This window comes from Streptomyces sp. PKA51 (assembly GCF_057552455.1).
Window position 1 is genome coordinate 16,981 of sequence record NZ_BAAJPZ010000005.1, and the last position, 22,035, is coordinate 39,015.

General features: G+C 73.5%; 14 protein-coding genes and 1 pseudogene. 8 read left to right on the forward strand and 7 right to left on the reverse strand.

Annotated elements, in window-relative coordinates:
• Positions 1–38: 38 nt before the first annotated feature.
• Positions 39–1,973, forward strand: coding sequence for a hypothetical protein (locus tag AC27L3_RS09400; RefSeq protein ID WP_487233533.1), 1,935 nt, complete (start codon positions 39–41; stop codon positions 1,971–1,973).
• A 295-nt stretch (positions 1,974–2,268) separates the two neighbouring features.
• On the opposite strand, the gene pulA is transcribed toward AC27L3_RS09400, so the two are convergent.
• Together pulA and AC27L3_RS09410 are read right to left on the reverse strand one after the other, a co-directional pair.
• Positions 2,269–4,836: a pullulanase-type alpha-1,6-glucosidase gene (pulA, locus tag AC27L3_RS09405; RefSeq protein WP_487233534.1), complete on the reverse strand. Its 2,568-nt coding sequence runs from the start codon at positions 4,834–4,836 to the stop codon at positions 2,269–2,271.
• A 188-nt stretch (positions 4,837–5,024) separates the two neighbouring features.
• Positions 5,025–6,395, reverse strand: a pseudogene (locus AC27L3_RS09410) (alpha-amylase); the annotation flags it as partial.
• Positions 6,396–6,651: 256 nt separating this feature from the next.
• On the opposite strand from AC27L3_RS09410, the gene AC27L3_RS09415 reads away from it, so the two are divergent.
• From AC27L3_RS09415 to AC27L3_RS09440, 6 genes are all read left to right on the forward strand, one after another.
• Positions 6,652–7,953: an extracellular solute-binding protein gene (locus AC27L3_RS09415; protein WP_487233535.1), complete on the forward strand. Its 1,302-nt coding sequence runs from the start codon at positions 6,652–6,654 to the stop codon at positions 7,951–7,953.
• 7 nt (positions 7,954–7,960) lie between these two features.
• Positions 7,961–8,905 carry a carbohydrate ABC transporter permease gene (locus tag AC27L3_RS09420; RefSeq protein WP_344434668.1) on the forward strand — a complete coding sequence of 315 codons (945 nt, stop codon included), beginning with the start codon at positions 7,961–7,963 and terminating at the stop codon, positions 8,903–8,905.
• A complete protein-coding gene (locus AC27L3_RS09425; protein WP_487233536.1) occupies positions 8,902–9,759 on the forward strand; it encodes a sugar ABC transporter permease in 858 nt (285 codons plus the stop codon). Before AC27L3_RS09420 ends, AC27L3_RS09425 begins: the two co-directional genes overlap by 4 nt.
• A gap of 77 nt (positions 9,760–9,836) precedes the next feature.
• The gene (locus AC27L3_RS09430; protein WP_487233537.1) at positions 9,837–11,486 is read left to right on the forward strand and encodes a glycoside hydrolase family 13 protein; all 1,650 of its coding nucleotides are present in this window, start codon (positions 9,837–9,839) and stop codon (positions 11,484–11,486) included.
• A gap of 25 nt (positions 11,487–11,511) precedes the next feature.
• Positions 11,512–12,537 (forward strand): LacI family DNA-binding transcriptional regulator, encoded by a 1,026-nt coding sequence (locus tag AC27L3_RS09435; RefSeq protein WP_487233538.1) that lies wholly within the window; start codon positions 11,512–11,514, stop codon positions 12,535–12,537.
• 107 nt (positions 12,538–12,644) lie between these two features.
• Positions 12,645–13,499, forward strand: coding sequence for a phosphatase PAP2 family protein (locus AC27L3_RS09440; RefSeq protein WP_487233539.1), 855 nt, complete (start codon positions 12,645–12,647; stop codon positions 13,497–13,499).
• Between the two features lie 65 nt (positions 13,500–13,564).
• Here AC27L3_RS09440 and AC27L3_RS09445 read toward each other — a convergent pair whose 3' ends face one another.
• The 5 genes from AC27L3_RS09445 to gadC form a co-directional block, all read right to left on the reverse strand.
• The gene (locus AC27L3_RS09445; RefSeq protein ID WP_487233540.1) at positions 13,565–16,708 is read right to left on the reverse strand and encodes a bifunctional [glutamine synthetase] adenylyltransferase/[glutamine synthetase]-adenylyl-L-tyrosine phosphorylase; all 3,144 of its coding nucleotides are present in this window, start codon (positions 16,706–16,708) and stop codon (positions 13,565–13,567) included.
• Positions 16,709–16,754: 46 nt separating this feature from the next.
• Positions 16,755–17,375, reverse strand: coding sequence for a histone deacetylase (locus AC27L3_RS09450; protein ID WP_487233872.1), 621 nt, complete (start codon positions 17,373–17,375; stop codon positions 16,755–16,757).
• A 41-nt stretch (positions 17,376–17,416) separates the two neighbouring features.
• A complete protein-coding gene (gene glnA / locus AC27L3_RS09455; protein WP_365965530.1) occupies positions 17,417–18,778 on the reverse strand; it encodes a type I glutamate--ammonia ligase in 1,362 nt (453 codons plus the stop codon).
• Between the two features lie 206 nt (positions 18,779–18,984).
• Positions 18,985–19,866 carry an alpha/beta fold hydrolase gene (locus AC27L3_RS09460; protein WP_487233541.1) on the reverse strand — a complete coding sequence of 294 codons (882 nt, stop codon included), beginning with the start codon at positions 19,864–19,866 and terminating at the stop codon, positions 18,985–18,987.
• Between the two features lie 65 nt (positions 19,867–19,931).
• Complete coding sequence (gene gadC, locus AC27L3_RS09465; protein WP_487233542.1) at positions 19,932–21,410, reverse strand: glutamate/gamma-aminobutyrate antiporter GadC; 1,479 nt, start codon at positions 21,408–21,410, stop codon at positions 19,932–19,934.
• Between the two features lie 159 nt (positions 21,411–21,569).
• On the opposite strand from gadC, the gene AC27L3_RS09470 reads away from it, so the two are divergent.
• Positions 21,570–21,977, forward strand: coding sequence for a DUF6153 family protein (locus AC27L3_RS09470; protein WP_487233543.1), 408 nt, complete (start codon positions 21,570–21,572; stop codon positions 21,975–21,977).
• The last annotated feature ends 58 nt before the right edge of the window (positions 21,978–22,035 follow it).

A 22,035-nucleotide genomic window follows, 5' to 3' on the forward strand; every position in this document is an offset into this window, starting at 1 on the left:
CACGAGTGACCTCCGCACCACTCACTCGTTCTACGAACGTGGAGCAGCAAGCAACACTGGCCCCTGTCCCCGTCGACGTCGAGCACGCCGAAGCGGCCCTGCTCGAGCACTATCCGCGCCTGGTCCGGCTCGCCTACCTCGTGCTGCCGCCCGCCCTGGGCCGCAGCCGCCGGGTGCTGGCCGCGCACGCGCTCGTGCAGCGGGCGCTGCCGCGCGGCCGGGCCGGCGGCGGGGGCACGGCGCCCGCCGTTCCGCCGCCCCGCGGCGGGGCGGCGCCCGGCGACGACCCCGGCTACGCCTACCTGCGCCAGCGCGTGCTCACCGCCGCCCTCGCCCCCCGCCCGCGCCGGCTGCAGCAGCTGCCGCCGCTGCTTCCCCAGGTGTGGGGCCTGCGGTTGTTCCCCCGCTCGGGCGGGGCCGACGAGCTGGCGCTCGACCAGGCGCTCGCGGCCCTGTCGGCGCCCGGCCGCGCCGCCTACGTGCTGCGCGCCCTGGAGGTGCCCGCCGACCGCGACGTCCGCCGCCTGCTGTCCGCGGCCGGCGTGCCCGACCCGGCCGCGGCGCTGATGGAGGCGGACGGCGTGCGCGTTCCGCCCGGCAGCCGGGACGCGCCGCTGCTGGAGTCCGTGGAGTTCGACCCGTGCACCCTGCAGGCCCGGCCGACGGACCTGATGCGCCGCCGCCAGCACGTGCGCGCGGCGCTGGCGGCCGCAGCGGCGCTGGTCGTGTGCGGCACGCTGGTGGCACTGCCCGACGGCGGCTGGGGCCGGGACGGGGCGGCCGCACCGCCGTACGCGCGCAACGCGGCGGCCGAGCAGGCCCTGGACCCCGCCCGGCTGACCACGGCGGCCCCCACCGCCTGGCAGACCGCCGACCACCGCGGCTTCGCCGTCTGGCCCGCCCGCGGCAACCGCACCGGAGACCGCGAGCTGCTGCGCCGGGCGCTCGCGGTATGGGCCCGGCCCGGCGGCACGGTGCAGGTCACCGCCACGCCCGGAACGCCCACGGGCCCGGCCGCCGGCCCGCCGCAGCTGCTGTACGCCGGCGAGGTGGACGCGGCGGTCGTCGTGCTGTTCTTCGACGGCCTGCGCGTCGTGCGCTACGCCGAGGCCCGCAGCGGCGACACCACGTCCGCGGCCCTGGACTTCGGCCGCGCGGACGCCGCCGACACCGGCACCGCGACCGCCCTGGTCGTCGGCCGCACCGACGGCAACGTCCGCTATCTGACCGCCCCCTGGGTGACGACGGCGGCCGTGCGCGACCTGCTCGATACGAAGGCCGCCCCGCAGCCGCTGCACCGCGACGCCACCGGTGTCATCGACGCCGTGCCCAGCCCCGCCGGCAGCAGCGCCCCCAACGGCAACTCCGGCAACGACTGCCACAGCTGGACCGCGCTGCAGCTCGGCGACCACCTGGTCACCGACCTCGGGGAGCTGCTCCCGGCCCGGCTGACCTCCGGCGCCCCCGCCGCCCCGCACGACGTGACCGACGGCAAGGAGCGCGCCCAGTGGGCGCACACCGCCTGCCACCTGTCCCACGTGCGCGGCCAGGGCGTGCGCTCGGTCAACGCCTGGGAGTACGCCACGCAGGTCCTGCCCGGCGGGGCCGGCACGGCGCAGTGGTCCTGCACCCGGGCCGAGACCTGGCGGGGCACCGGCAGCCGGGTCCTCGTCCAGTTCCAGGCGCCGCAGACCCGCCCGGGCGCACCGGGCGCGCTCGTCGCCCGCACCGAGGACTCCCCCGCCTGTGGTTCCCGGCAGCCGCACGTTCTGGCGGGCGCGCTGTGGAAGGCGCCGGGCGGCACCTGGTACGCCCTCGCCGCAGGCGGCGGCAGCGTCGCCTCGGTCTCCGCGACGGGCGCGGTGCGCGGCAGCGCCCAGGGACCGCTGCTGGCCGTACCGGCCCGGGAGGGCGCCGAGGTCGAGGTCGCCGGCCGACTCACGGACGGCACGAGGATCACGCCACTGCGCTAGGCGCGTCCGGCGGATCTTCGTCACGCGCCACCACGACGCCCCGTCGGGGGCGCGGGGCAGTGCCGACCTGCGGCGGCCGCCGCGTGGGCGCGACACGGCGTCCCGCCTGCGGGTGCGTCGTGGCTTGTCGCGCAGTTCCCCGCGCCCCTTACAGGGGCGCCGTGGGCTGGTGCAGTGCCCCGTCAGGGGCGCGGGGAACTGCGCGATCGGCCACCGACGGCCCACAGTCGAGGCACCACCCCGGGGCCCGGGCGCAGCACGGCACCCTGCCTGCGGGCACGTGGTGCCCCGCGCCTCAGCCCCGGCGGAAGACCGCGACCGTGCGCCCCGGCACGGCGAAGGTGCCGGTCGCGGCCTCGTAGGAGGCGCCCTTGACCACCGGATCGCCGCCGCGCGCCTGCACCGGGTGCAGGGCGTACGCCGTGCCGGCGAGGGCGGCGACCTGCTGGCGCTGCGGCTGCGGGGCCGCGTTGAGGACGACGACGAGGTCGCCCAGGCGCATGGTGATCACGCCCGGCGTCTCGCTGCTGCCGGACAGCGGGAAGGACAGCGCCTCCTGCACGGCCTCGGCCGTGGGCAGGGCGAAGGCCGTCTCGGTCGTCCGGATGCGCAGCAGGTCCCGGTAGGCGGCGGAGGCGGAGGTGATCGGCCCGCAGCCGGGCCGCAGGGCCGCGTCGGCCAGCAGGGGCCGCGCGTACGGCCACTTGGCGGCGTTGTCGGCGGCGGGCGGCAGGCCGCGCCCGAAGCCGTTGCCGTCCGCGCAGTCCCAGTGGATCGCGTTGAACCAGTCGCCGCTGTCGTAGGAGTTGCGGTCCAGGGACTTCGAGCGCAGCAGGTCCGTGCCGGCCTGGCTCAGGGCCGGGCCCTGGGACAGCGCGGCGGTGGCCATGGCCACGACCTGGGCGCGCGCCCGCTCGGCGGCGGGGGTGGACTGCGGCAGCTTGTAGGCGAGGGCGTCGAAGAGGCTCTCGTTGTCGTGGGCGTCGGCGTACGCCAGGGCGTCGCCCGGCGCGGCGGCGTAGCCGGCGGGCGAGCCGTTGTAGTCGACGTCCGAGCCCCGCACGTCGCGGCCCGAGGAGTCGGTGAAGCGGTAGCCGGCGAGGTTGCCGGTCAGCCCGACCTTGATCAGGTCCTGGTCGTGCAGCAGCCGGGCCCGCTGCTCGTCGGCGGTGCCGTTGCCGGGCGCGCCGTTGGGCGCGGTGAACAGCCCGGAGGCGAAGCCCTGCAGGCGCGGGTCGGCGTCGAAGGGGCCGCCACCGCGGATCGCGTCGCGCGAGCGGTCGGAGAAGGTGGCGATGCCGGTGCCGGCCATGTTCTTCTGCGTGGCCTGGACGAACCGGGCGTCGTTGGCGACCTCGCCGAAGTTCCAGCCCTCGCCGTAGAGCACGATCGCCTTGCCGTCGACGCCGTCCTTCGCCGGGGTCAGGGCGTCGAGGGCCCGGCGCACGGCCAGGATGTTGGCCTTGGGGTGGTGGCCCATGAGGTCGAAGCGGAAGCCGTCGACCTTGTACTGCTTCGCCCAGGTGACGACCGAGTCGACGACGAGCTTGCCCATCATCGCGTGCTCGGGCGCGGTGTTGGCGCAGCAGGTGGAGTTCGCCACCGAGCCGTCGTCGAGGAGCCGGTGGTAGTAGCCGGGCACGATCCGGTCGAGCACGGACTTCGGGTCCTGGCCGGAGGCGGCCGTGTGGTTGTAGACGACGTCCATCACGGTGCGCAGGCCGGCCTGCGACAGGCCCTGCACCATCTGCCGGAACTCCAGCGTCCGGCGGGGACCGTCCGGGTCGGAGGCGTAACCGCCCTCCGGCACCGTGTAGTGCAGCGGGTCGTAGCCCCAGTTGTAGGCGTCCCGGGCGGCGGTCCGCGCAATGCACTCCTGCTGCCGCTCGGAGTCGGCCGGCAGCGCACCGGGATCGCACCCGGGCACCTGCCGGTCGGCCGGCCGCTCCGGCACGGTGGCGAAGTCGAAGACGGGCAACAGGTGGACGTACGACGTCCCGGCGTCGGCCAGCTCCTTCAGATGCCGCATGCCGGCGGAGGCGCGATCGGTGAACGCGAGGTACTGGCCCGGGTGGGCGGACGTGCGGTCCGCGACGGAGAAGTCGCGCACGTGCAACTCCTGGATCTGCGCCGTACGCCACGGCACGGCCTTCGGCTTGCGCAACTGCTGCCAGCCGCGCGGCGCGAGGGCCGGATCGGCGAGATCGGCGACCACACTGCGGGCCGAATCGGCGGTCAGGGCGGTGGAGTACGGGTCGGTGACCAGGTTGGTGACGACGCCCCGGGCGGCGGGGGCGTACACGGTGACCGCGTAGCGGTAGCGCTTGCCCTTCCAGGAGGCGGGGCCGCTCACGCTCCACACGCCGGTGGCGGCGTCACGGCGCATGGGGATGCGCTGGTGGTCGTCCAACTCCAGCGCCACGCGGCGGGCGGTGGGAGCCCACACGGCGAGCGTCGGCCGGCCGTTGCGAAACACGGGCCCCAGCTGCGCCTTCGCGGCGGCGGTGCCGTAGAGGTCGTCGAGGACGCCGGGTATCTGGACGCCGGTGACGACGCCGCCACCGGCCTCGGCGCGCAGCGCGCCGGTGAGCGCAGTGCGCTCGGCCTCGACGCCGGCGTCGAGGCGGTACGCGTCGTAGCCGGGGAGCGTTCTGGTGTCACGGGTGAGGGCGAACGACCCGCGGTCGTGGACGAGGCGATGCGGGCTCGCGGGATCACCGAGGCCCTTGGGCCAGGCGACGGTGTGCCGGTCGAGCCACAACACGCGGGCGTCGGCGGGGGCCGCGTCGGCCTGCGCCCGGCCGGGCCCGGCGAGGGCCAGGGCGACGCCCAGGGCTGCCGCGACGGCAGCAAGTCTTCTCACGAACGGTCTCCTTCGGCTGAGCTCGGAACGGGGGGGCTCCCCGGCCCCGCCCTTTCACCGTTTCCCGGGGCTGCGCCCCGGACCCCGGCGGGTGCCGGAACCAGCCCGGCCGGCGTTTGAGGACCGGGGGTCCGGGGGCCGGAGCCCCCGGGAGACGGGGAGAGGGCGGGGCTGGGGAGAGTTCACCCGCGCGCACCCACGTGCAGCGCCAGCGCCGTGTTCGGCGCCACCGTCGCCGTGAACGTGCCGTCCGCCCCCACCGTCACCCGGCGCCCGCTCTGCACGTCGACGTACGTGCCCGCCGCCAGCGACGTCCGGAAGGTCCGGGTCACCGCGAACGCCTCGTGGTTGATCACCACGTACCCCTTGCTCCCCCGCCCGAAGGCGATCGCCTGGTAGCCGTTGTCCCACCAGTCCCGCACCGTCTCTCCGCGCACCGTGTTGCGGAAGGCGACCATGCTGCGGATCTCGGGCCAGGCGTGCTGGCACTTCCAGCCGTCCTGCCAGCATGCGGTGACCGCGCCGCCCCGCGGCGGCCCCGCGTCGCGGTCGGTGAATTCGTAGCCGGAGTGGACGTCGGGCGACCCGTAGGGCCAGGCGAGCATGAAGACGGACGCGAGCGTGTAGTTCGCGCCGTCCTTGTAGCTGAGGGTGTCGCCGCCCCGCTCGGTGTCGTGGTTGTCGACGAAGACCGAGGCCCGGTCGCCGGGCAGGTAGCCCCATCCCTCGCCGTAGTTCTTCAGGTAGGCGAGCCGTTCGCCGAGGAGGACCCGGCGCAGGTCCCGCGCGTAGCGGAATTCCTGGGCATCGCCCGTGCCGAGGTACTCCTCCGGTTGCACGGCCTCTCCCGCACCGAAGATGGTCTCCTGCTTCCAGTAGACGTCCGGCCGGCTCAACCGCCCCTTGATCGCGGCGAGGTCGGCGGCCGGGATGTGCTTGGCGGCGTCGATGCGGAAGCCGTCCGCGCCCAGCCGGAGGAGGTCGTCGAGGTAGCCGGCGATGCGGTTGCGGACGCGTTCCTCGCCGGTGTCGAGGTCGGCGAGGCCGACGAGTTCGCAGTCCTGGACGTTGTGCCGGTCGCGGTAGTCGCCGACGACGCTGCGGCAGTCGTCCATGTCCTGGCTCTCGTACAGGCCGGGGTAGGAGTACTTCGTATACGGGGTGCCGCCCGTGCCCGTGCCCGCGCCGGCCGCCATGTGGTTGACGACGGCGTCCACGACGACCTTCACGCCGGCGGCGTGGCAGGCGTCGACCATGTTCGCGAAGGCGGTGCGGTCGCCGAGCCGGCCGGCGATGCGGTAGCCGACGGGTTGGTAGGAGGTCCACCACTGGGGGCCCTGGGCGTGTTCCTGGGGCGGGGAGACCTGGACGGCGCCGTAGCCGGCGGGGCCGAGGGTGTGCGTGCACTCGCGGGCGACGGAGGGGAAGTCCCATTCGAAGAGGACGGCGGTGACGTCCTTGCCGCCGGGAGCGGCGGCGGCCGCCGGCTGTTGGGGCACCACGGCGACGGCCGTGCCGGCCACCAGGGCCAGCACCGATGAAACGATTCTTCGGGGCACGAGGCCTCCAGGTGGGGGGTGGCTCACTTGCAGGTTCTTTCAGCAAGGCGTGCCCGCACGATGCAACCGCTTGCCGCCGCAGACCGTACGAGCCCCTCCCGCCCCGGTCAACCCTCCGGACACGGAACGGTTACAGCCCCGAAATCTCGCGATTCCCTTCTTGCAAACTCTTTCGCAAGAGATTTCAGCCTGTTAACTTCCTCCTCAGCTCTGGCCGCCCACCCCTCAGGCGGCCATCTGAAAGAGGAGCATCCATATGCGAAGAGGCATATCGGTCGCCGCCCTGGTCGGCGCGCTGGCCCTGACCGCGACCGCGTGCGGCGGTGGCGGCGGCGACAAGAGCGACGGGGCCAAGGCGGCGAGCGACCCGGGCAGCGTGAGCGGCACCATCACCTGGTGGGACACCTCGGACGCCACCAACGAGGCGCCCGCGTTCAAGAAGCTGGTCGCCGACTTCGAGGCCAAGTACCCGAAGATCAAGGTCGAGTACGTCAACGTGCCCTTCGACCAGGCCCAGCAGAAGTTCAAGACCGCCGCCGCGACCGGCAAGGGCGCCCCCGACGTGCTGCGCTCCGACGTGGGCTGGACCCCCGGCTTCGCCCAGCTCGGCTACCTCAAGGACCTCACCGGCACCCCCGCCCTGGACAACTCCGGCGACTTCCTCGAAGGCCCGCTGAAGAACGCCGCGTACCAGGGCAAGACGTACGGCGTCCCGCAGGTCACCGACACCCTGGGTCTCCTCTACAACAAGGAGCTCTTCCAGAAGGCGGGCGTCGACAAGGCCCCGGCCACCTGGCAGGAGGTGAAGGAGGCCGCGGCGAAGATCAAGGACAAGACCGGCGCCGAGGGCATCGGCCTGAGCCCGGACAGCTACTACTCGCTGCCCTTCCTCTACGGCGAGAAGTCCGACATGGTCGACGCCGCCGCCAAGAAGATCACCATCTCCTCCGCGGCGTCCCTCAAGGGCATCGAGACCGCCGTCGACCTGGTGAAGTCGGGGGCCGCGCCCAAGCCGGCCGGCACCGACGGGTACAACGCGCTCAAGACGGACTTCAAGAACGGCAAGCTGGCCATGCTCGTCGACGGTCCCTGGGCGACCAAGGAGATCTTCGGCGGCGACGCCTACAAGTCCCGCGAGAACCTGGGCATCGCCCCCGTCCCGGCGGGTTCGACCGGCACCGCCGGCGCTCCGGTGGGCGGCCACAACCTCGTGGTCTACGCGGGCTCGAAGAACTTCGACGCCTCCTACCTCTTCACCAAATTCATGACCGAGGCCGCGCAGGAGGAGAGCGTCTCCAACGCCATCGGCGTGCTGCCGACCCGCAAGTCGGCCTACAGCAAGGCGGTTCTGGCCGACCCGGTCCGCAGCGCCTACTACCAGGCCCTGGCCAAGGCCCACCCGCGGCCGCCGATCCCGCAGGGCGGTGACCTGTTCACCGAGTGGCTGCAGCACTACACCAAGATCCTGACCTTGAAGGAGGAGCCCAAGGCCGGGCTCGACGCCACGGCGAAGGCCTGGCAGTCCACGCTCCTCAAGGACTACGGCATCCAGGAGTAGTCCTCTCATGGCCACACTCGTCACCCGGGTCAGGCGTTCCTTCTCCACCCACTGGTACGCGTGGGCGATGGTGGCGCCGGTCGTCGTCGTGCTCGGCGTGCTCGTCGGCTATCCGCTGGGCAGGGGCATCTACCTGTCCTTCACGGACGCCAACGAGGCGAACGTCGCCCGCACCATCGGCGTCAACGACATCCCCGCCACGTACCAATTCGTCGGGCTCGACAACTACTGGAAGGTCCTCTCCGGCCAGGAGGGGCACTTCTACTCCCGCCTGACCTGGACCGTCGTGTGGACCGCGTCCTGCGTCCTGCTGCACTACGCCATCGGCCTCGCTCTGGCCCTGCTGCTCAACCGCAAGGTGCGCTTCAGGGCCCTGTACCGGGTGCTGCTGATGCTGCCGTGGGCGGTGCCGGCGTTCGTCGCCACCTTCGCCTGGCGGCTGATGTTCAACGAGAAGTACGGCGTGCTGAACGGCTTCCTGTCCGCCATGGGGTTCGGCCCCGTGGACTGGCTGGGCGACAGCACGCTGCAGAAGGTCTCGGCGGTCGCCGTCAACGTGTGGCTGGGCGTGCCCTTCATGATGATGGCCATCCTCGGCGGCCTGCAGTCCATCCCGAGCGAGCTGCACGAGGCCGCCGAGATGGACGGCGCGAGCCCCTGGCAGCGCTTCCGTCATGTGACCCTGCCGGGGCTGCGGACGGTGAGCGGCACGGTGATCCTGCTGGGCGTCATCTGGACGTTCAACATGTTCCAGGTCATCTACCTGCTGATCGGGCAGGGGGCGAGCTCGGACAGCGAGATCCTCGTGACGTACGCCTACCGGATGGCCTTCCAGGGCGTGCGCGACTACGCGGGCTCGGCGACGTACGGGATCCTCATCCTGTCGCTGCTGCTGGTCTTCGCCGTCTTCTACCGCCGGATGCTCGCCAGGCAGGAGGCCGCGACGCGATGAGCACCACGATTCCCACCCGCCGGCGGCAGCGCGGGCAGCGCTCGCGCGGTGCCTCGGCAGCGCTGCACGCCGCGCTGATCGCGGCTTCGGCGATCGCCGTCTTCCCCGTCCTGTTCGTCGTCTACGTCTCGCTGCGCGGGCGCGACGGCTGGCAGGAGCCGATGCGGGCGACCGGCTTCGGCCTGTCGAACTACACGCACGTGCTGGGCGAGACGAAGTTCCTGACCTGGTTCGGCAATTCGCTGATCGTGGCCCTGGGCGCCACCGTCCTGGGCGTGCTGGTGGCGGCGAGCGCGGGGTACGCGGTCTCGCGGATGCGCTTTCCCGGCCACCGGCCGCTGATGTGGACGTTCCTGGTGGTGCAGATGTTCCCGATGGCGGTGCTGATCGTGCCGCTGTACACGCTCCTGGGACAGCTGGGACTGCTGGACTCCTACCTCGGCCTGATCCTCACGTACTGCACGGTCTCGGTGCCGTTCTGCGCGTGGATGCTCAAGGGCTACTTCGACTCCATACCGGCCGAGATCGACGAGGCCGGCCGGGTCGACGGTCTCACCCCGTTCGGCACGTTCTGGCGGCTGATCCTGCCGCTGGCCCGGCCGGGGCTGGCGGTCACCGGCTTCTACTCCTTCATCACCGCCTGGGGCGAGGTCGCCTTCGCCAGCCAGTTCATGAGCAGCGAGGAGAACTACACGCTCGCCGTCGGCCTGCAGACCTTCGTCGGCCAGCAGAAGGCCGAATGGGGGCTGATGACGGCGGCGGCCGTGCTCATCGCGCTGCCCGCCGGGCTGGTCTTCTTCTTCGCCCAGCGGCATCTGGTCGCCGGGCTCACCGCGGGCGGGACGAAGGGCTGACCCGCGGGCCCCGCCCGTCGTTGAGCCGTGCGCACCACCCGCCCCGCCATACGACATCACGAACCGATAGGACGTACATGACCCCGGACCTCGCGCCCTCCGTCAGCCCGTTCGCCGCAGACTCCGCAGCCGCCTCCGCCGAGCAGGCCGGCTGGTGGCGCAGCGCCGTCATCTACCAGGTGTACGTGCGCTCGTTCGCCGACAGCGACGGGGACGGCGTCGGCGACCTGCGCGGGATCCGCGAGCGGCTGCCGTACCTGGCCGGCCTCGGGGTGGACGCGCTGTGGCTGACGCCGTTCTACGCCTCGCCGCAGGCGGACGGGGGCTACGACGTGGCCGACTACCGGGCCGTCGACCCGCTGTTCGGGCAGCTGTCCGACGCGGACGACCTGGTGCGCGAGGCCCACCGGCTGGGCCTGCGGGTGATCGTGGACATCGTGCCCAACCACACCTCCGACCGGCACGTCTGGTTCCGGGAGGCGCTCGCGGACCGTCCGGGGGGGACGGCCCGCGCGCGCTACCACTTCCGGCCGGGCCGGGGCGAGAGCGGCGAACTGCCGCCGAACGACTGGGAGTCCGTCTTCGGCGGCCCGGCCTGGACGCGGACGACGGACGCGGACGGCCGGCCCGGCGAGTGGTACCTGCACCTGTTCGCGCCCGAGCAGCCGGACCTGAACTGGGACTGCCCCGAGGTGCGCGAGGAGTTCGACTCCGTCCTGCGGTTCTGGCTGGACCTGGGCGTCGACGGCTTCCGCATCGACGTCGCGCACGGGATGGTCAAGGCGCCGGGCCTGCCCGACATCGGCCGCACCGAGCAGGCCAAGCTGATCGGGGCGCAGGTGCTGCCGTTCTTCGACCAGGACGGGGTGCACGAGATCCACCGCGGCTGGCGGCGGCTGCTGGACTCCTACCCCGGCGAGCGGGTGGGCGTGGCGGAGGCGTGGGCGCCGACCTCGGAGCGCCTGGCGCTGTACGTGCGCCCGGACGAGCTGCACCAGGCGTTCAACTTCCAGTTCCTGACCTGCGAGTGGGACGCCGACGCCATGCGCGAGGTGATCGACCGGTCGCTGGCGGCGACCGCCTCGGTGGGGGCGCCCACGACGTGGGTGCTCTCCAACCACGACGTGGTGCGGCACGTGACCCGCTACGGCGCCGGCGACGGGGAGCTGGGGCTGACCCGGGCCCGGGCGGCGGCGCTGCTGATGCTGGCGCTGCCCGGCTCGGCGTACGTCTACCAGGGCGAGGAGCTGGGCCTGCCGGAGGTGGTGGACCTCCCCGACGAGGTGCGCCAGGACCCGGCGTTCTTCCGCGGCGACGGCCAGGACGGCCTGCGCGACGGCTGCCGGGTGCCGCTGCCGTGGTCGGGCGAGGCGGCCCCGTACGGCTTCGGGCCGGGCGGCAGCTGGCTGCCGCAGCCCGAGCAGTGGGCGGGGCTGTCGGTCGAGGCGCAGTCCGGCGATCCGCGCTCGATGCTGGAGCTGTACCGCTCGGCGCTCGCGCTGCGCCGGCAGCTGCCGGGGCTGGGCGACGGCGACATGGGCTGGCTGGACGCGCCCGAGGGCGTGCTGGCCTTCACCCGCCCCGGTTTCGTGTGCACCCTGAACACACTGGACACCGAGGTGACGCTGCCGGTGCCGGGTCGTCCGGTGCTGGCCAGCGCGGCCCTGGAATTCGCGGGCGGTACGGTAAGGATTCCTTCGAATTCTTGTGTGTGGTGGGCAGTCTGAGATGCGACCGGTATCGTCACCTCCTGTGACCGCACGGCTGGCCGACATCGCCGCCCAGGCGGGTGTCAGCGAAGCGACCGTCAGCCGTGTCCTCAACGGGAAGCCGGGGGTGGCCGCCTCCACCCGTCAGTCGGTGCTGGCCGCACTCGACGTCCTGGGCTACGAGCGGCCCGTACGGCTGCGGCAGCGCAGCGCCGGGCTGGTCGGGCTGATCACCCCGGAGCTGGACAACCCCATCTTCCCGGCGTTCGCGCAGGTGATCGGCCAGGCGCTCACCCGGCAGGGATACACCCCGGTGCTGGCCACGCAGACGCCGGGCGGCTCCACCGAGGACGAGCTGACGGAGATGCTCGTCGAGCGCGGCGTCGCCGGCATCCTCTTCGTCTCCGGGCTGCACGCGGACACCTCGGCGGACATGCAGCGCTACGAGCGGCTGCGGGCCCAAGGGGTGCCGTTCGTGCTGATCAACGGCTTTTCGCCGCAGGTCCGGGCGCCCTTCGTCTCTCCCGACGACCGGGCGGCGATGCGGCTGGCCGTCACCCATTTGGCGGCATTGGGGCACCGGCGCATAGGGCTCGCGGTGGGGCCGCGGCGGTACGTGCCGGTGCAGCGCAAGATCGAGGGCTTCGTGGCGAGCATGCGCGAGCAGCTCGGCCTGCCCGAGCCGGAGGCGGAGGCGCTGATACAGCATTCGCTGTTCACCCTTGAGGGTGGTCAGGCGGCGGCCGCCGCGCTGATCGACCGGGGGTGCACGGCGGTGGTGTGCGCGAGCGACATGATGGCGCTCGGGGTCGTGCGGGCGGCCCGTCAGCGAGGACTCGAAGTGCCGCGCGACGTCTCGGTGGTGGGCTTCGACGACTCGCCGCTGATCGCCTTCACCGATCCGCCGCTGACGACCATCCGGCAGCCGGTGCAGGCGATGGGGCAGGCCGCGGTGCGGGCGTTGCTGGAGGAGGTCGGAGGGACGCCGGCGCCGCACAGCGAGTTCGTCTTCCTGCCCGAACTGGTCGTGCGGGGCTCGACCGCCTCGGCCCCCGGCGGGCGTTCCTGACGGCGCGCGCGGGCCCCTGCGGGGGCCCGCGGACCGGGGTGGCGGGCGGCCGGTAACGATCGCTCGGGCGATCTGGCGCGGGGCGCTTTCTGGCAGACTGTTGGCCTATGGGTGAAGCGACAGTGAGGACTGTGCAAGGCCGGACGGCCGCTCCGTCACCCACCGACGAGCGCGCGGAGGGGCCGTCGGCGGGCCGCCCCCGGGCGCACCTCCTGCGCAGACCGCGCAGGCCCCGGCACCCGCGCCTGTGGTTCGAGGTGCTGCTGATCGCGGTGAGTTACTGGACGTATTCGCTCATCCGCAACGCCGTGCCGGAGCAGCGCGCCGCGGCCCTGCGCAACGCCGACTGGATCTGGCGGACCGAGCAGAGCCTGCACATCGCCGTCGAGCACACGGTCAACCAGGCCGTGAATTCGGTGACGTGGCTGGTCGTGGGCATGAACTACTACTACGCGACGTTGCATTTCGTGCTGACGATCACGGTCCTGGTCTGGCTCTACCGCTGGCACCCCGGGCGGTACTCGGCAGGCCGCCTGGCGCTGTTCGCCACCACCGGTGTGGCACTGCTCGGCTACTACCTGTATCCGCTCGCGCCGCCCCGGCTGATGCAGGGCCCGGGCTTCGTCGACACCGTCGTGGTGCACCACACCTGGGGCTCGATGGCCTCGGGCAACCTCGCGGACATGTCCAACCAGTACGCGGCCATGCCCTCCATGCACATCGGCTGGTCGGCCTGGTGCGGCGTCATGGTCGCCACCCTCGCCCGGGCCGTGTGGGTCCGCGTCCTGGCCGTCCTCTACCCGCTGGCGACGCTGGTGGTCATCGTCTCCACCGCCAACCACTTCTGGCTGGACGCGGTGGGCGGGCTGCTGTGCCTGGGGGTCGGTTTCGGCCTGTCCTACGCGTGGTTCGGGGCGTTCCCGCTGCGCCTGGCCCGCCGGGTGGCGAGCGGGCGCGCCTAGCGGGATCCTTGGGTCACCGGCCGTCGTCCGTCACCGGCCGCTGTACGTCACCGGGGGCTGTAACGTCACCGGCCGCCCCGCGCGCCGTTGTGCGGGCCGCCCCGGGAACCGTTCGCCGATCCGTAGAACAACTCCTCGACCACGGCGCGGGCCCGGCGCGTGGTACGCCGGTAGTCGTCCAGCATCTCGCCCACGTGGCCCGGCTCGTAGCCCAGGTAGCGGCCGACGGCGGCCAGCTCCCGGGCGTCGCCCGGGAAGGTGTCGCCGGGCCGGCCGCGCACCAGCATCACCGCGTTGCGCACGCTGGTGGCCAGCACCCAGGCCTCGTCCAGCACGCGGGCCTGCTCGGCCGCGACGAGCCCGGCGGCGCAGGCCGCCGCGAGCGCCTCGCGGGTGCGGGTGGTGCGCAGCGCGGGCACCGACCAGCCGTGCCGCATCTGCAGCAGCTGCACCGTCCACTCCACGTCCGACAGGCCGCCGCGGCCCAGTTTGGTGTGGGTGGTGGGGTCGGCGCCGCGCGGCAGCCGCTCGGACTCCATGCGGGCCTTCAGCCGGCGGATCTCGCGTACGGCGTCCTCGCCCAGGCCCTCGGCGGGGTAGCGCAGCGGGTCGATCAGTTCGACGAAGCGCCGTCCGAGGTCGGCGTCGCCCGCCACCGGTTCGGCGCGCAGCAGGGCCTGGCTCTCCCACACCAGCGACCAGCGCCGGTAGTAGGCGGCGTAGGAGGCGAGGCTGCGCACGATCGGGCCGGACCGGCCCTCGGGGCGCAGGTCGGCGTCGACGAGCAGCGGCGGATCGGTGGTGGGCAGCTGCAGCAGCCGGCGCATCTCGCCCGCCACGGCGTGGGCCGCCTTGGCGGCCTCCTCCTCGGGGACGCCCTCGCGGGGCTCGTGGACGAACAGCACGTCGGCGTCGGAGCCGTAGCCCTGCTCGTGGCCGCCGAAGCGGCCCATGCCGATGACGGCGAACCGGGTGGGCAGGGTCTCGCCCCACTCGGCCCGGACGGCGGCGCGCAGGGCGCCGGCGAGGGTGGCGGCGTTGATGTCGGTCACGGCGTCGCCGACGATGCCGGCGCGGGCGGCGTGGTCGGCGCCGGCGGTCTCGGCCGCCCCGCGGGAGCCGGTGCCGTGCGCGCCGGAGGCGTGCGCCTCGGAGGGCGTTCCGGCCCGCCCGTAGGCGCCGATGATGTCGGCCGCGGCGGTGCGGAACAGCTCCCGGCGGCGCACTCCGCGCACCGCGACGATGGCGGCCTCGGCGTCCTCGGCCCGGCCGACGGCGGCCAGCACCTCCTGCTCCAGCGCCTCGCGGGTGCGCGGCCGCAGGCCCCCGGGGTCGCCGAGCAGGGCGACGGCCTCGGGGGCGCGCAGCAGCAGGTCGGGGGCGAGGCGGCCGGCGGAGAGCACCCGGGCGAGGTTCTCGGCGGCGGCGCCCTCGTCGCGCAGCAGCCGCAGGTACCAGGGGGTGCGGCCGAGGGCGTCGGAGACCTTGTGGAAGTTCAGCAGGCCCGCGTCGGGGTCGGCGGAGTCGGCGAACCAGCCCAGCAGCACCGGCAGCAGCGTGCGCTGGATGGCCGCCTTGCGGGTCACCCCGGAGGCGAGCGCCTCCAGGTGGCGCAGGGCGCCGACCGGATCGGCGTACCCCAGGGCCTCCAGGCGCTGGCCGGCGGCCTTGGGGCTGAGCCGGATCTCGCCGGGTTCGAGCTGGGCGACGGCGTCCAGCAGCGGCCGGTAGAACAGCTTCTCGTGCAGCCGGCGCACCTCGCGGGTGTGCTGGCGCCACTGCGCGCCGAGCTCGGCGACCGGCTCGGTGCCCTGCGGCCAGCCGTGGGTGCGGGCCAGCGAGCGGCCCAGGCGCCGCAGGTCGGCCTCGGCCTCGGGCACGAGGTGGGTGCGGCGCAGCCGGTAGAGCTGGATGTGGTGCTCCATGGACCGCAGGAACCGGTAGGCGGCGTCCAGCGCCTTCGCGTCCGCGCGGCCGACGTAGCCGCCCGCGGCGAGGGCGGCCAGCGCGTCCAGGGTGCCGGGCACGCGCAGGGTGGCGTCGCTGCGCCCGTGCACCAACTGCAGCAGCTGCACGGCGAATTCGACGTCGCGCAGGCCGCCGGGGCCCAGCTTCAGCTCGCGCTCCAGCTGGCCCGCGGGGATGGAGGCGACCACGCGCCGGCGCATCTGCTGCACGTCGGCGACGAAGTTCTCCCGCTCGGCGGCCTGCCACACCAGCTGCGAGACGGCCTCGGCGTACGCGCCTCCCAGCGCCGTGTCGCCCGCCACCGGACGGGCCTTGAGCAGGGCCTGGAACTCCCAGGTCTTGGCCCAGCGCTGGTAGTAGGCGAGGTGGCTGCTCAGGGTGCGCACGAGGGGCCCGTTGCGGCCCTCGGGGCGCAGGTTGGCGTCCACGGGCCAGATGGTGCCCTCGGGGGTGACGTCGGAGCACACCCGCATCATGCGCGAGGCGAGCCGGGTGGCGGCCTGCAGGGCGCGGTCCTCCGGCGTCTGCCCGCGCGGCTCGGCCACGAAGATGACGTCGACGTCGGAGACGTAGTTCAGTTCCCGGCCGCCGCACTTGCCCATGCCGATGACGGCCAGCCGGCAGGCGGCGGCGTCGGCCGGCTGCTCCTCCTCGGCCACGGCCAGCGCGGCGCGCAGGGTGGCGGTGGCCAGGTCGGCGAGTTCGGCGGCGGTCGTGGACAGGTCGGTGGCGCCGCTGACGTCGCGGGCGGCGATGCCCAGCAGGGCCCGGCGGTAGGCGGCGCGCAACGCGTCCGGTGCCGTGAGGCCGCGCTCGCGGCCGCCGCGCATGCCCTCGGCCAGGGACCGCTCGAACTGCGCCACGTCCGGGCGCAGATCGGCCGGTTCGAAGTCGTGCAGGGCGTGCCAGTCGCCGGGGTGGCGGGCCAGGTGGTCGCCGAGCGCCTCGGAGGCGCCGAGCACTCCCAGCAGCCGGTCGCGCAGCGGCTTGGCGGCCACCAGCGTCTCCAGCAGCGCCCGGCGCTCGCCGGCGTCCCGCTCGGCCTCCTCCAGCCGCACCAGTCCGCGCAGCGCCAGGTCGGGGTCGGCGGCCGCGCCGAGCGCGTCGAGCAGCACCGGGTCGGCGCCCACGGAGGCCAGCCCCGGTCCTTCGAGCAGCCGTTCGGCGGCTGCGGGATCCGTGAAGCCGTACCTCAGCAACCGGGTGTACGTACTGCTCCGCCGCCCCTGCGGCACGGTCATCGTCTGCCTCCCGCTCCGGTGCCCGCCGATCAGGCCACGCACGAGCCTAGTCGCCCCGGCCGCCGGGGGCACCGTCGTGATCGGTCGGTGCCGAGCGCAGAAGTGCCGCCGCGGACTCGGCCGTCCAGTGTCCGTAGGCTCCCGGACAGCCGGCCAGGTAGGCGGCCGCGCGCTCGGCGCCCCAGCCGTGCGCCTCGGCCAGGCCGGCCGCGATGTGCCGCAGGTACGCCGCCGAGGGCGGGTTGCCGGGCACGTCGCGGTGGCCCCAGGGCGCGGTGAGGGTCAGCACCGGGTGCCCGTCCAGCATGCCGGGGCACACCAGCGTCTCGTAGCGTCCCGGCCCCAGGACGCGGCGGGAGCCTGCCCGGACGCCGCCGAGGTCCAGGTCGCGGCCGGGCTCGCGGTACATCTCCTGTGCGGCGACGTCGGAGAACTGCGCGGCGGTGAGCAGGTAGCCGCGGGCGGCCGTCGTCCCGGCGCCGTCGGGGTCGTAGAACGCCCGCCCGCCGCTCCACACGGGCGAGACGGTGGCGAAGTACAGCACGCCCGGCAGCATCAGCGGCACCGACCGCTGCGGCGGCCGCGGATCCCGGCAGCCGGGGCAGGTCCGCCGCGCCCCGGCCGGCCTGCCCCCGGTGAGGTAGCAGCGCAGGCGCCGGGCGTGCATGTTCGACCCGAAGGCCGCGTACCAGACGCGGCCGGGGGCGCTCACAGCACCGGCAGCATCTTGCGCAGCTCGAAGGCGGTGACTTCGGAGCGGTACTCCTCCCACTCCTGCTTCTTGTTGCGCAGGAAGAAGTCGAAGACGTGCTCGCCGAGGGTCTCGGCGACCAGCTCGCTGCGCTCCATCAGCTCGATGGCCTCGCCGAGGTTCTGCGGCAGCGGCTCGATGCCCATCGCGCTGCGCTCGGCGTCCGACAGCGCCCACACGTCGTCGTCGGCGCCGGGCGGCAGTTCGTACCCCTCCTCGATGCCCTTCAGGCCCGCGGCGAGCAGGACCGCGTACGTCAGGTAGGGGTTGGCGCCGGAGTCGATGGAGCGCACCTCGACGCGCGTGGAGCCGGTCTTGCCCGGCTTGTACATGGGCACCCGGATCAGGGCCGAGCGGTTGTTGTGGCCCCAGCAGATGTACGACGGCGCCTCGCCGCCGGCACCGGCGGTGCGCTTGGAGCCGCCCCAGATGCGCTTGTAGGAGTTGACCCACTGGTTGGTGACGGCCGAGGTCTCCCCCGCGTGCCGCAGCAGACCGGCGATGAACGAGCGGCCCACCTTCGACAACTGGTACTCGGCGCCCGACTCGTAGAAGGCGTTGCGGTCGCCCTCGAAGAGGGACAGGTGGGTGTGCATGCCCGACCCCGGGTACTCCGAGAAGGGCTTCGGCATGAACGTGGCGTGCACGCCCTGCTCCAGCGCCACCTGCTTCATCACCAGGCGGAAGGTCATGATGTTGTCGGCCGTCGACAGCGCGTCGGCGTACCGCAGGTCGATCTCCTGCTGCCCCGGCGCGCCCTCGTGGTGGCTGAACTCCACCGAGATGCCCATCGATTCGAGCATGGTGATGGCCTGCCGGCGGAAGTCCATGCCGACGTTCTGCGGGGTGTGGTCGAAGTAGCCGGAGTTGTCGGCGGGCACCGGCCGGCTGCCGTCGACCGGCTTGTCCTTCAGCAGGAAGAACTCGATCTCGGGGTGGGTGTAGAAGGTGAACCCGAGGTCGGAGGTCTTGGCCAGGATGCGCTTGAGCACGTAGCGCGGGTCGGCGTAGGACGGGGAGCCGTCCGGCATCAGGATGTCGCAGAACATCCGCGCCGTGCCCGGGGCCTCGGCGCGCCAGGGCAGGATCTGGAAGGTCCCCGGATCCGGCTTGGCGATCATGTCGGACTCGTAGACGCGGGCGAAGCCCTCGATCGCGGACCCGTCGAAGCCGATGCCCTCGTCGAACGCCTGCTCAAGCTCGGCCGGCGCCACCGCCACGGACTTCAGGTACCCCAGGACGTCGGTGAACCACAGCCGGACGAACCGGATGTCGCGCTCTTCGAGCGTGCGGAGCACGAACTCCTGCTGCTTATCCATAGCTACCTATCCTTGCAGGTCAGACGGCTCGTTTCACCCGGCGTCGAGCTGGCGGCCGGCACGGGCCGGACCTTGAGTATCACGCCCCCGGGTTACCGGCGGGTTTCCGTTCGGATCCGACCTTGCGGCCTCTGGGTGCATCGTACTGACGCGCGGACGAAATCCACTGCCCAGCACATACCCCCCGCATGCGGCCGGCGGCCCCCTCAGCCCCGCAGGCGGTGGACATACGGCGTCGCCAGGACCGCCGCCGCGACGGACTGGGGGCGGTCGTGCATCAGGAGGTGGCCGGCCGGGGCCACGGCCTCGAAGCGGGCGTCGAGGCGGGCGGCCAGGGCGCGCTGGCGGTGCAGCCAGCGGCGCTCGGGGGCGGAGTCGCTGCCGGTGGAGGCGGCCAGGAAGGTGACGGGGACGGGCGGCAGGCCGTGGTGGGCGCGCAGGTCCTCCAGTTCGGCGGCGACGTCGCGGTAGCGGGCGTTCTCCATGACGACGGCGCGGGCGACGCGGCTGCTGCCGTAGACGCGGCGGACCAGGTCGGCGGGGGCGGGGTCGCGGCGGCGTACGGAGGCGGAGCGGGCGGTCAGCCGGCGCAGGGCCGGGCCGAGGGCGTGGGGCAGGCCGGCGGCGCCGATGGCGAGGCCGCGCAGGCGGGCGGCGGCGGTGCGCAGTTCGCGGGCGGCGACGGGGCGGGCGTCCTCCTCGACGCTGGAGTCGACGAGGACGAGGCCGGCCGTGCGCTCGGGGTACAGCCGGGCGAAGGCCTCGGCGTGCAGCCCCGCCAGCGAGTGGCCGACGACGGTGGCGGGGGTGGCCAGGCCCAGGGCGTCGAGGACGCCGGCGATGCGGGCGGCCTCGCCGGCGGCGGTGGGCGGTTCGGTGGCGGGGGCGCTGAAGCCCAGGCCGGGGCGGTCGAAGCGGACGACCGTGCGGTAGGGGGCGAGGAGCGGTACGACGGGGTCCCAGTCGAACCAGGCCATGCCCAGCCCGGGGCTGAGCACGCAGACCGGGCCCGAGCCCTCGCACAGCACGTGCAGGGGGATCCCGCCGACGCGCAGCATCCGCCCCGGTGGCCGTGCCGTACCGCTCATGGGACCCCCCTCGGTCCGTGCGTCGCCGTGTGCGTGCCCCGTGGCGCGGACGGGGCACGCACAAGCTACTCGACGGCGCCGTCGCGGCGGTGCTCGGCCGCCACCCAGTGCGGCTTGCGCAGGGCGAGGAAGGCCAGGGGGGCGAGGAAGCCGAGGGTGAGCAGGCCGCCGCCGACGATGAGCAGGTAGCGCCACAGCGGCTGGCCGCCGAACTGCTCCGGCGGGACGAAGCCGATGCACATCGCTGCGGCGGAGGCGGCGAAGCCGACGCCGGCGACCAGGTGCAGGGCCGGGACCCGGAAGCCGCGGGGCGCGTCGGGGCGGGTGCGGCGCAGCCGGATGGCGGCGGCGAACATCAGCAGGTAGACGACGAGATAGATCTGCGTGGTGACGACCGAGAAGATCCAGTAGGCGCTGGAGACGTCGGGGATGAAGGCGTACAGCAGCGCGATGACGGTGGTCAGGGCGCCCTGGGCGACCATGATGGTGGTCGGCACGCCGTGCTTGTTGAGCTTCTGCAGGGCCGGCGGCAGGTAGCCCTCCTGCCGGGAGACCATCAGCAGGCCCTTGGCGGGCCCGGCGAGCCAGGTGAGCATGCCGCCGAGTGCCGCGGCCACGAGCAGCACGCCGACGACCTTGGTCAGCCAGCCGACGCCGAAGTGGTCGAAGAAGCCCTGGAACGCCTGCATGACGCCGGCCGTCAGGCTCAGGTCCTTGCCCGGCATGACCCAGCTGATGGCCAGGGCGGGCAGGATGAAGATCAGCAGGACGAGGCCGGTGGCGGCGAACATCGCGCGCGGGTAGTCCTTGCCGGGTTCGCGCAGGGCCGCGACGTGCACGCCGTTCATCTCCATGCCCGCGTAGGACAGGAAGTTGTTGACGATGAGCACGAGGCTGGCCAGTCCGGCCCACGGCGGCAGCACGTGCGAGGAGTCCATGGGCGCGGCGGAGGGGTTGCCCTGGGCGAGGAAGACCATGCCGAGCACGACGAGGACGACGCCGGGGATCAGCGTTCCCACGACCAGTCCGGCGCTGGAGAGGCCGGCCACGGCCTTGGTGCCACGGGAGGAGATCAGCACTCCGGCCCAGTAGATGACGACGATGACGATGGCGATGTACAGGCCGTTGTCCGCCAGCGACGGGTCGACGATGTAGGCGAAGGTGCTCGCGACGTAGGCCAGCAGGCTGGGGTAGTACGCGATGGTCATCGCGAACTGGCACCACACGGCGAGGAAGCCGAGCGGCTTGGACAGCCCCTCGCTCACCCACCGGTAGACGCCGCCGGGCCAGCCGGAGGCCAGTTCGGCCGAGACCAGGGCGGTGGGCAGCAGGAAGACGACGGCGGGCAGCAGGTAGAGGAAGACGGCGGCCAGGCCGAAGAGGGCCATCGAGGGCGAAGGGCGCAGGTTGGCCACGGAGGCGGTGGTCATCATCGCGAGGGTGGCCCACGAGATGAACTGCGTCTGCGGGGCTCCCGGCGCGGAAGCGGCGACGGGCGCAGCGGTGGGGGGACGTTCGTCCCGAACCTGGTCCGTGAGGGTCATGGGGGAAGAGCGTCCTTCGGGGCCGTGCGTCAAACGTTTTCGCCCAATGATCGGGCCTTCGCACCACTGCGCGCACATCCGTCCCGGCCCCACGCCTGGCGTCCGATACCCCGCGGGGGTAGGGTGCCCGGCAAGATCCAGGGGCTCGGGAGGCAGGCGGTGCAAGGACGGCGCGGGATCGCCGCCCGGTGCGGGCGGCCGCTGCTGCTCGCCGCCCTCCTGCTCGGAATCGTGACCATGCACACACTCGGGCACCCCGGCGGCCACGCCGAGCGGGCCCGCACCGCGGCGGTCGCGACCACCGTGCCGGGGCACGCCGGCGCCCACGCCGGGTCGCGGCACCACGAGGACGGCGGCAAGGCTCCCGCCATGGACCCCTCGTCCGTGTGCCTGGCCGTTCTCGCCGCCGGCTGGACCCTGGCGGCCCTGCTCGCCCTGGCCGGTCTGGGCCGCCGGGGCGCCCGGCCCGCGCCCGCGGCCCGGCCGTGGTTCTCCCGTGCCCTGTGGCCCCACCCGCCCCCGCCCCGGCACAAGTCCCTCGCCCGGTTGTCGGTGCTGCGCGTATAGGCGGCAGCGCGCGCTCGCTGCTGCCCGTACACACCACCGATCACCGACGAGGTATCCC

Coding starts and splice junctions, on each gene's coding strand:
- AC27L3_RS09420 (WP_344434668.1), top strand. CDS start 7,961: ATGGCCACACTCGTCACCCGGGTCAGGCGTTCCTTCTCCACCCACTGG.
- AC27L3_RS09415 (WP_487233535.1), top strand. CDS start 6,652: ATGCGAAGAGGCATATCGGTCGCCGCCCTGGTCGGCGCGCTGGCCCTG.
- AC27L3_RS09445 (WP_487233540.1), bottom strand. CDS start 16,708: ATGACCGTGCCGCAGGGGCGGCGGAGCAGTACGTACACCCGGTTGCTG.
- glnA (WP_365965530.1), bottom strand. CDS start 18,778: ATGGATAAGCAGCAGGAGTTCGTGCTCCGCACGCTCGAAGAGCGCGAC.
- gadC (WP_487233542.1), bottom strand. CDS start 21,410: ATGACCCTCACGGACCAGGTTCGGGACGAACGTCCCCCCACCGCTGCG.
- AC27L3_RS09460 (WP_487233541.1), bottom strand. CDS start 19,866: ATGAGCGGTACGGCACGGCCACCGGGGCGGATGCTGCGCGTCGGCGGG.
- AC27L3_RS09430 (WP_487233537.1), top strand. CDS start 9,837: ATGACCCCGGACCTCGCGCCCTCCGTCAGCCCGTTCGCCGCAGACTCC.
- AC27L3_RS09425 (WP_487233536.1), top strand. CDS start 8,902: ATGAGCACCACGATTCCCACCCGCCGGCGGCAGCGCGGGCAGCGCTCG.
- AC27L3_RS09440 (WP_487233539.1), top strand. CDS start 12,645: ATGGGTGAAGCGACAGTGAGGACTGTGCAAGGCCGGACGGCCGCTCCG.
- AC27L3_RS09450 (WP_487233872.1), bottom strand. CDS start 17,375: ATGCACGCCCGGCGCCTGCGCTGCTACCTCACCGGGGGCAGGCCGGCC.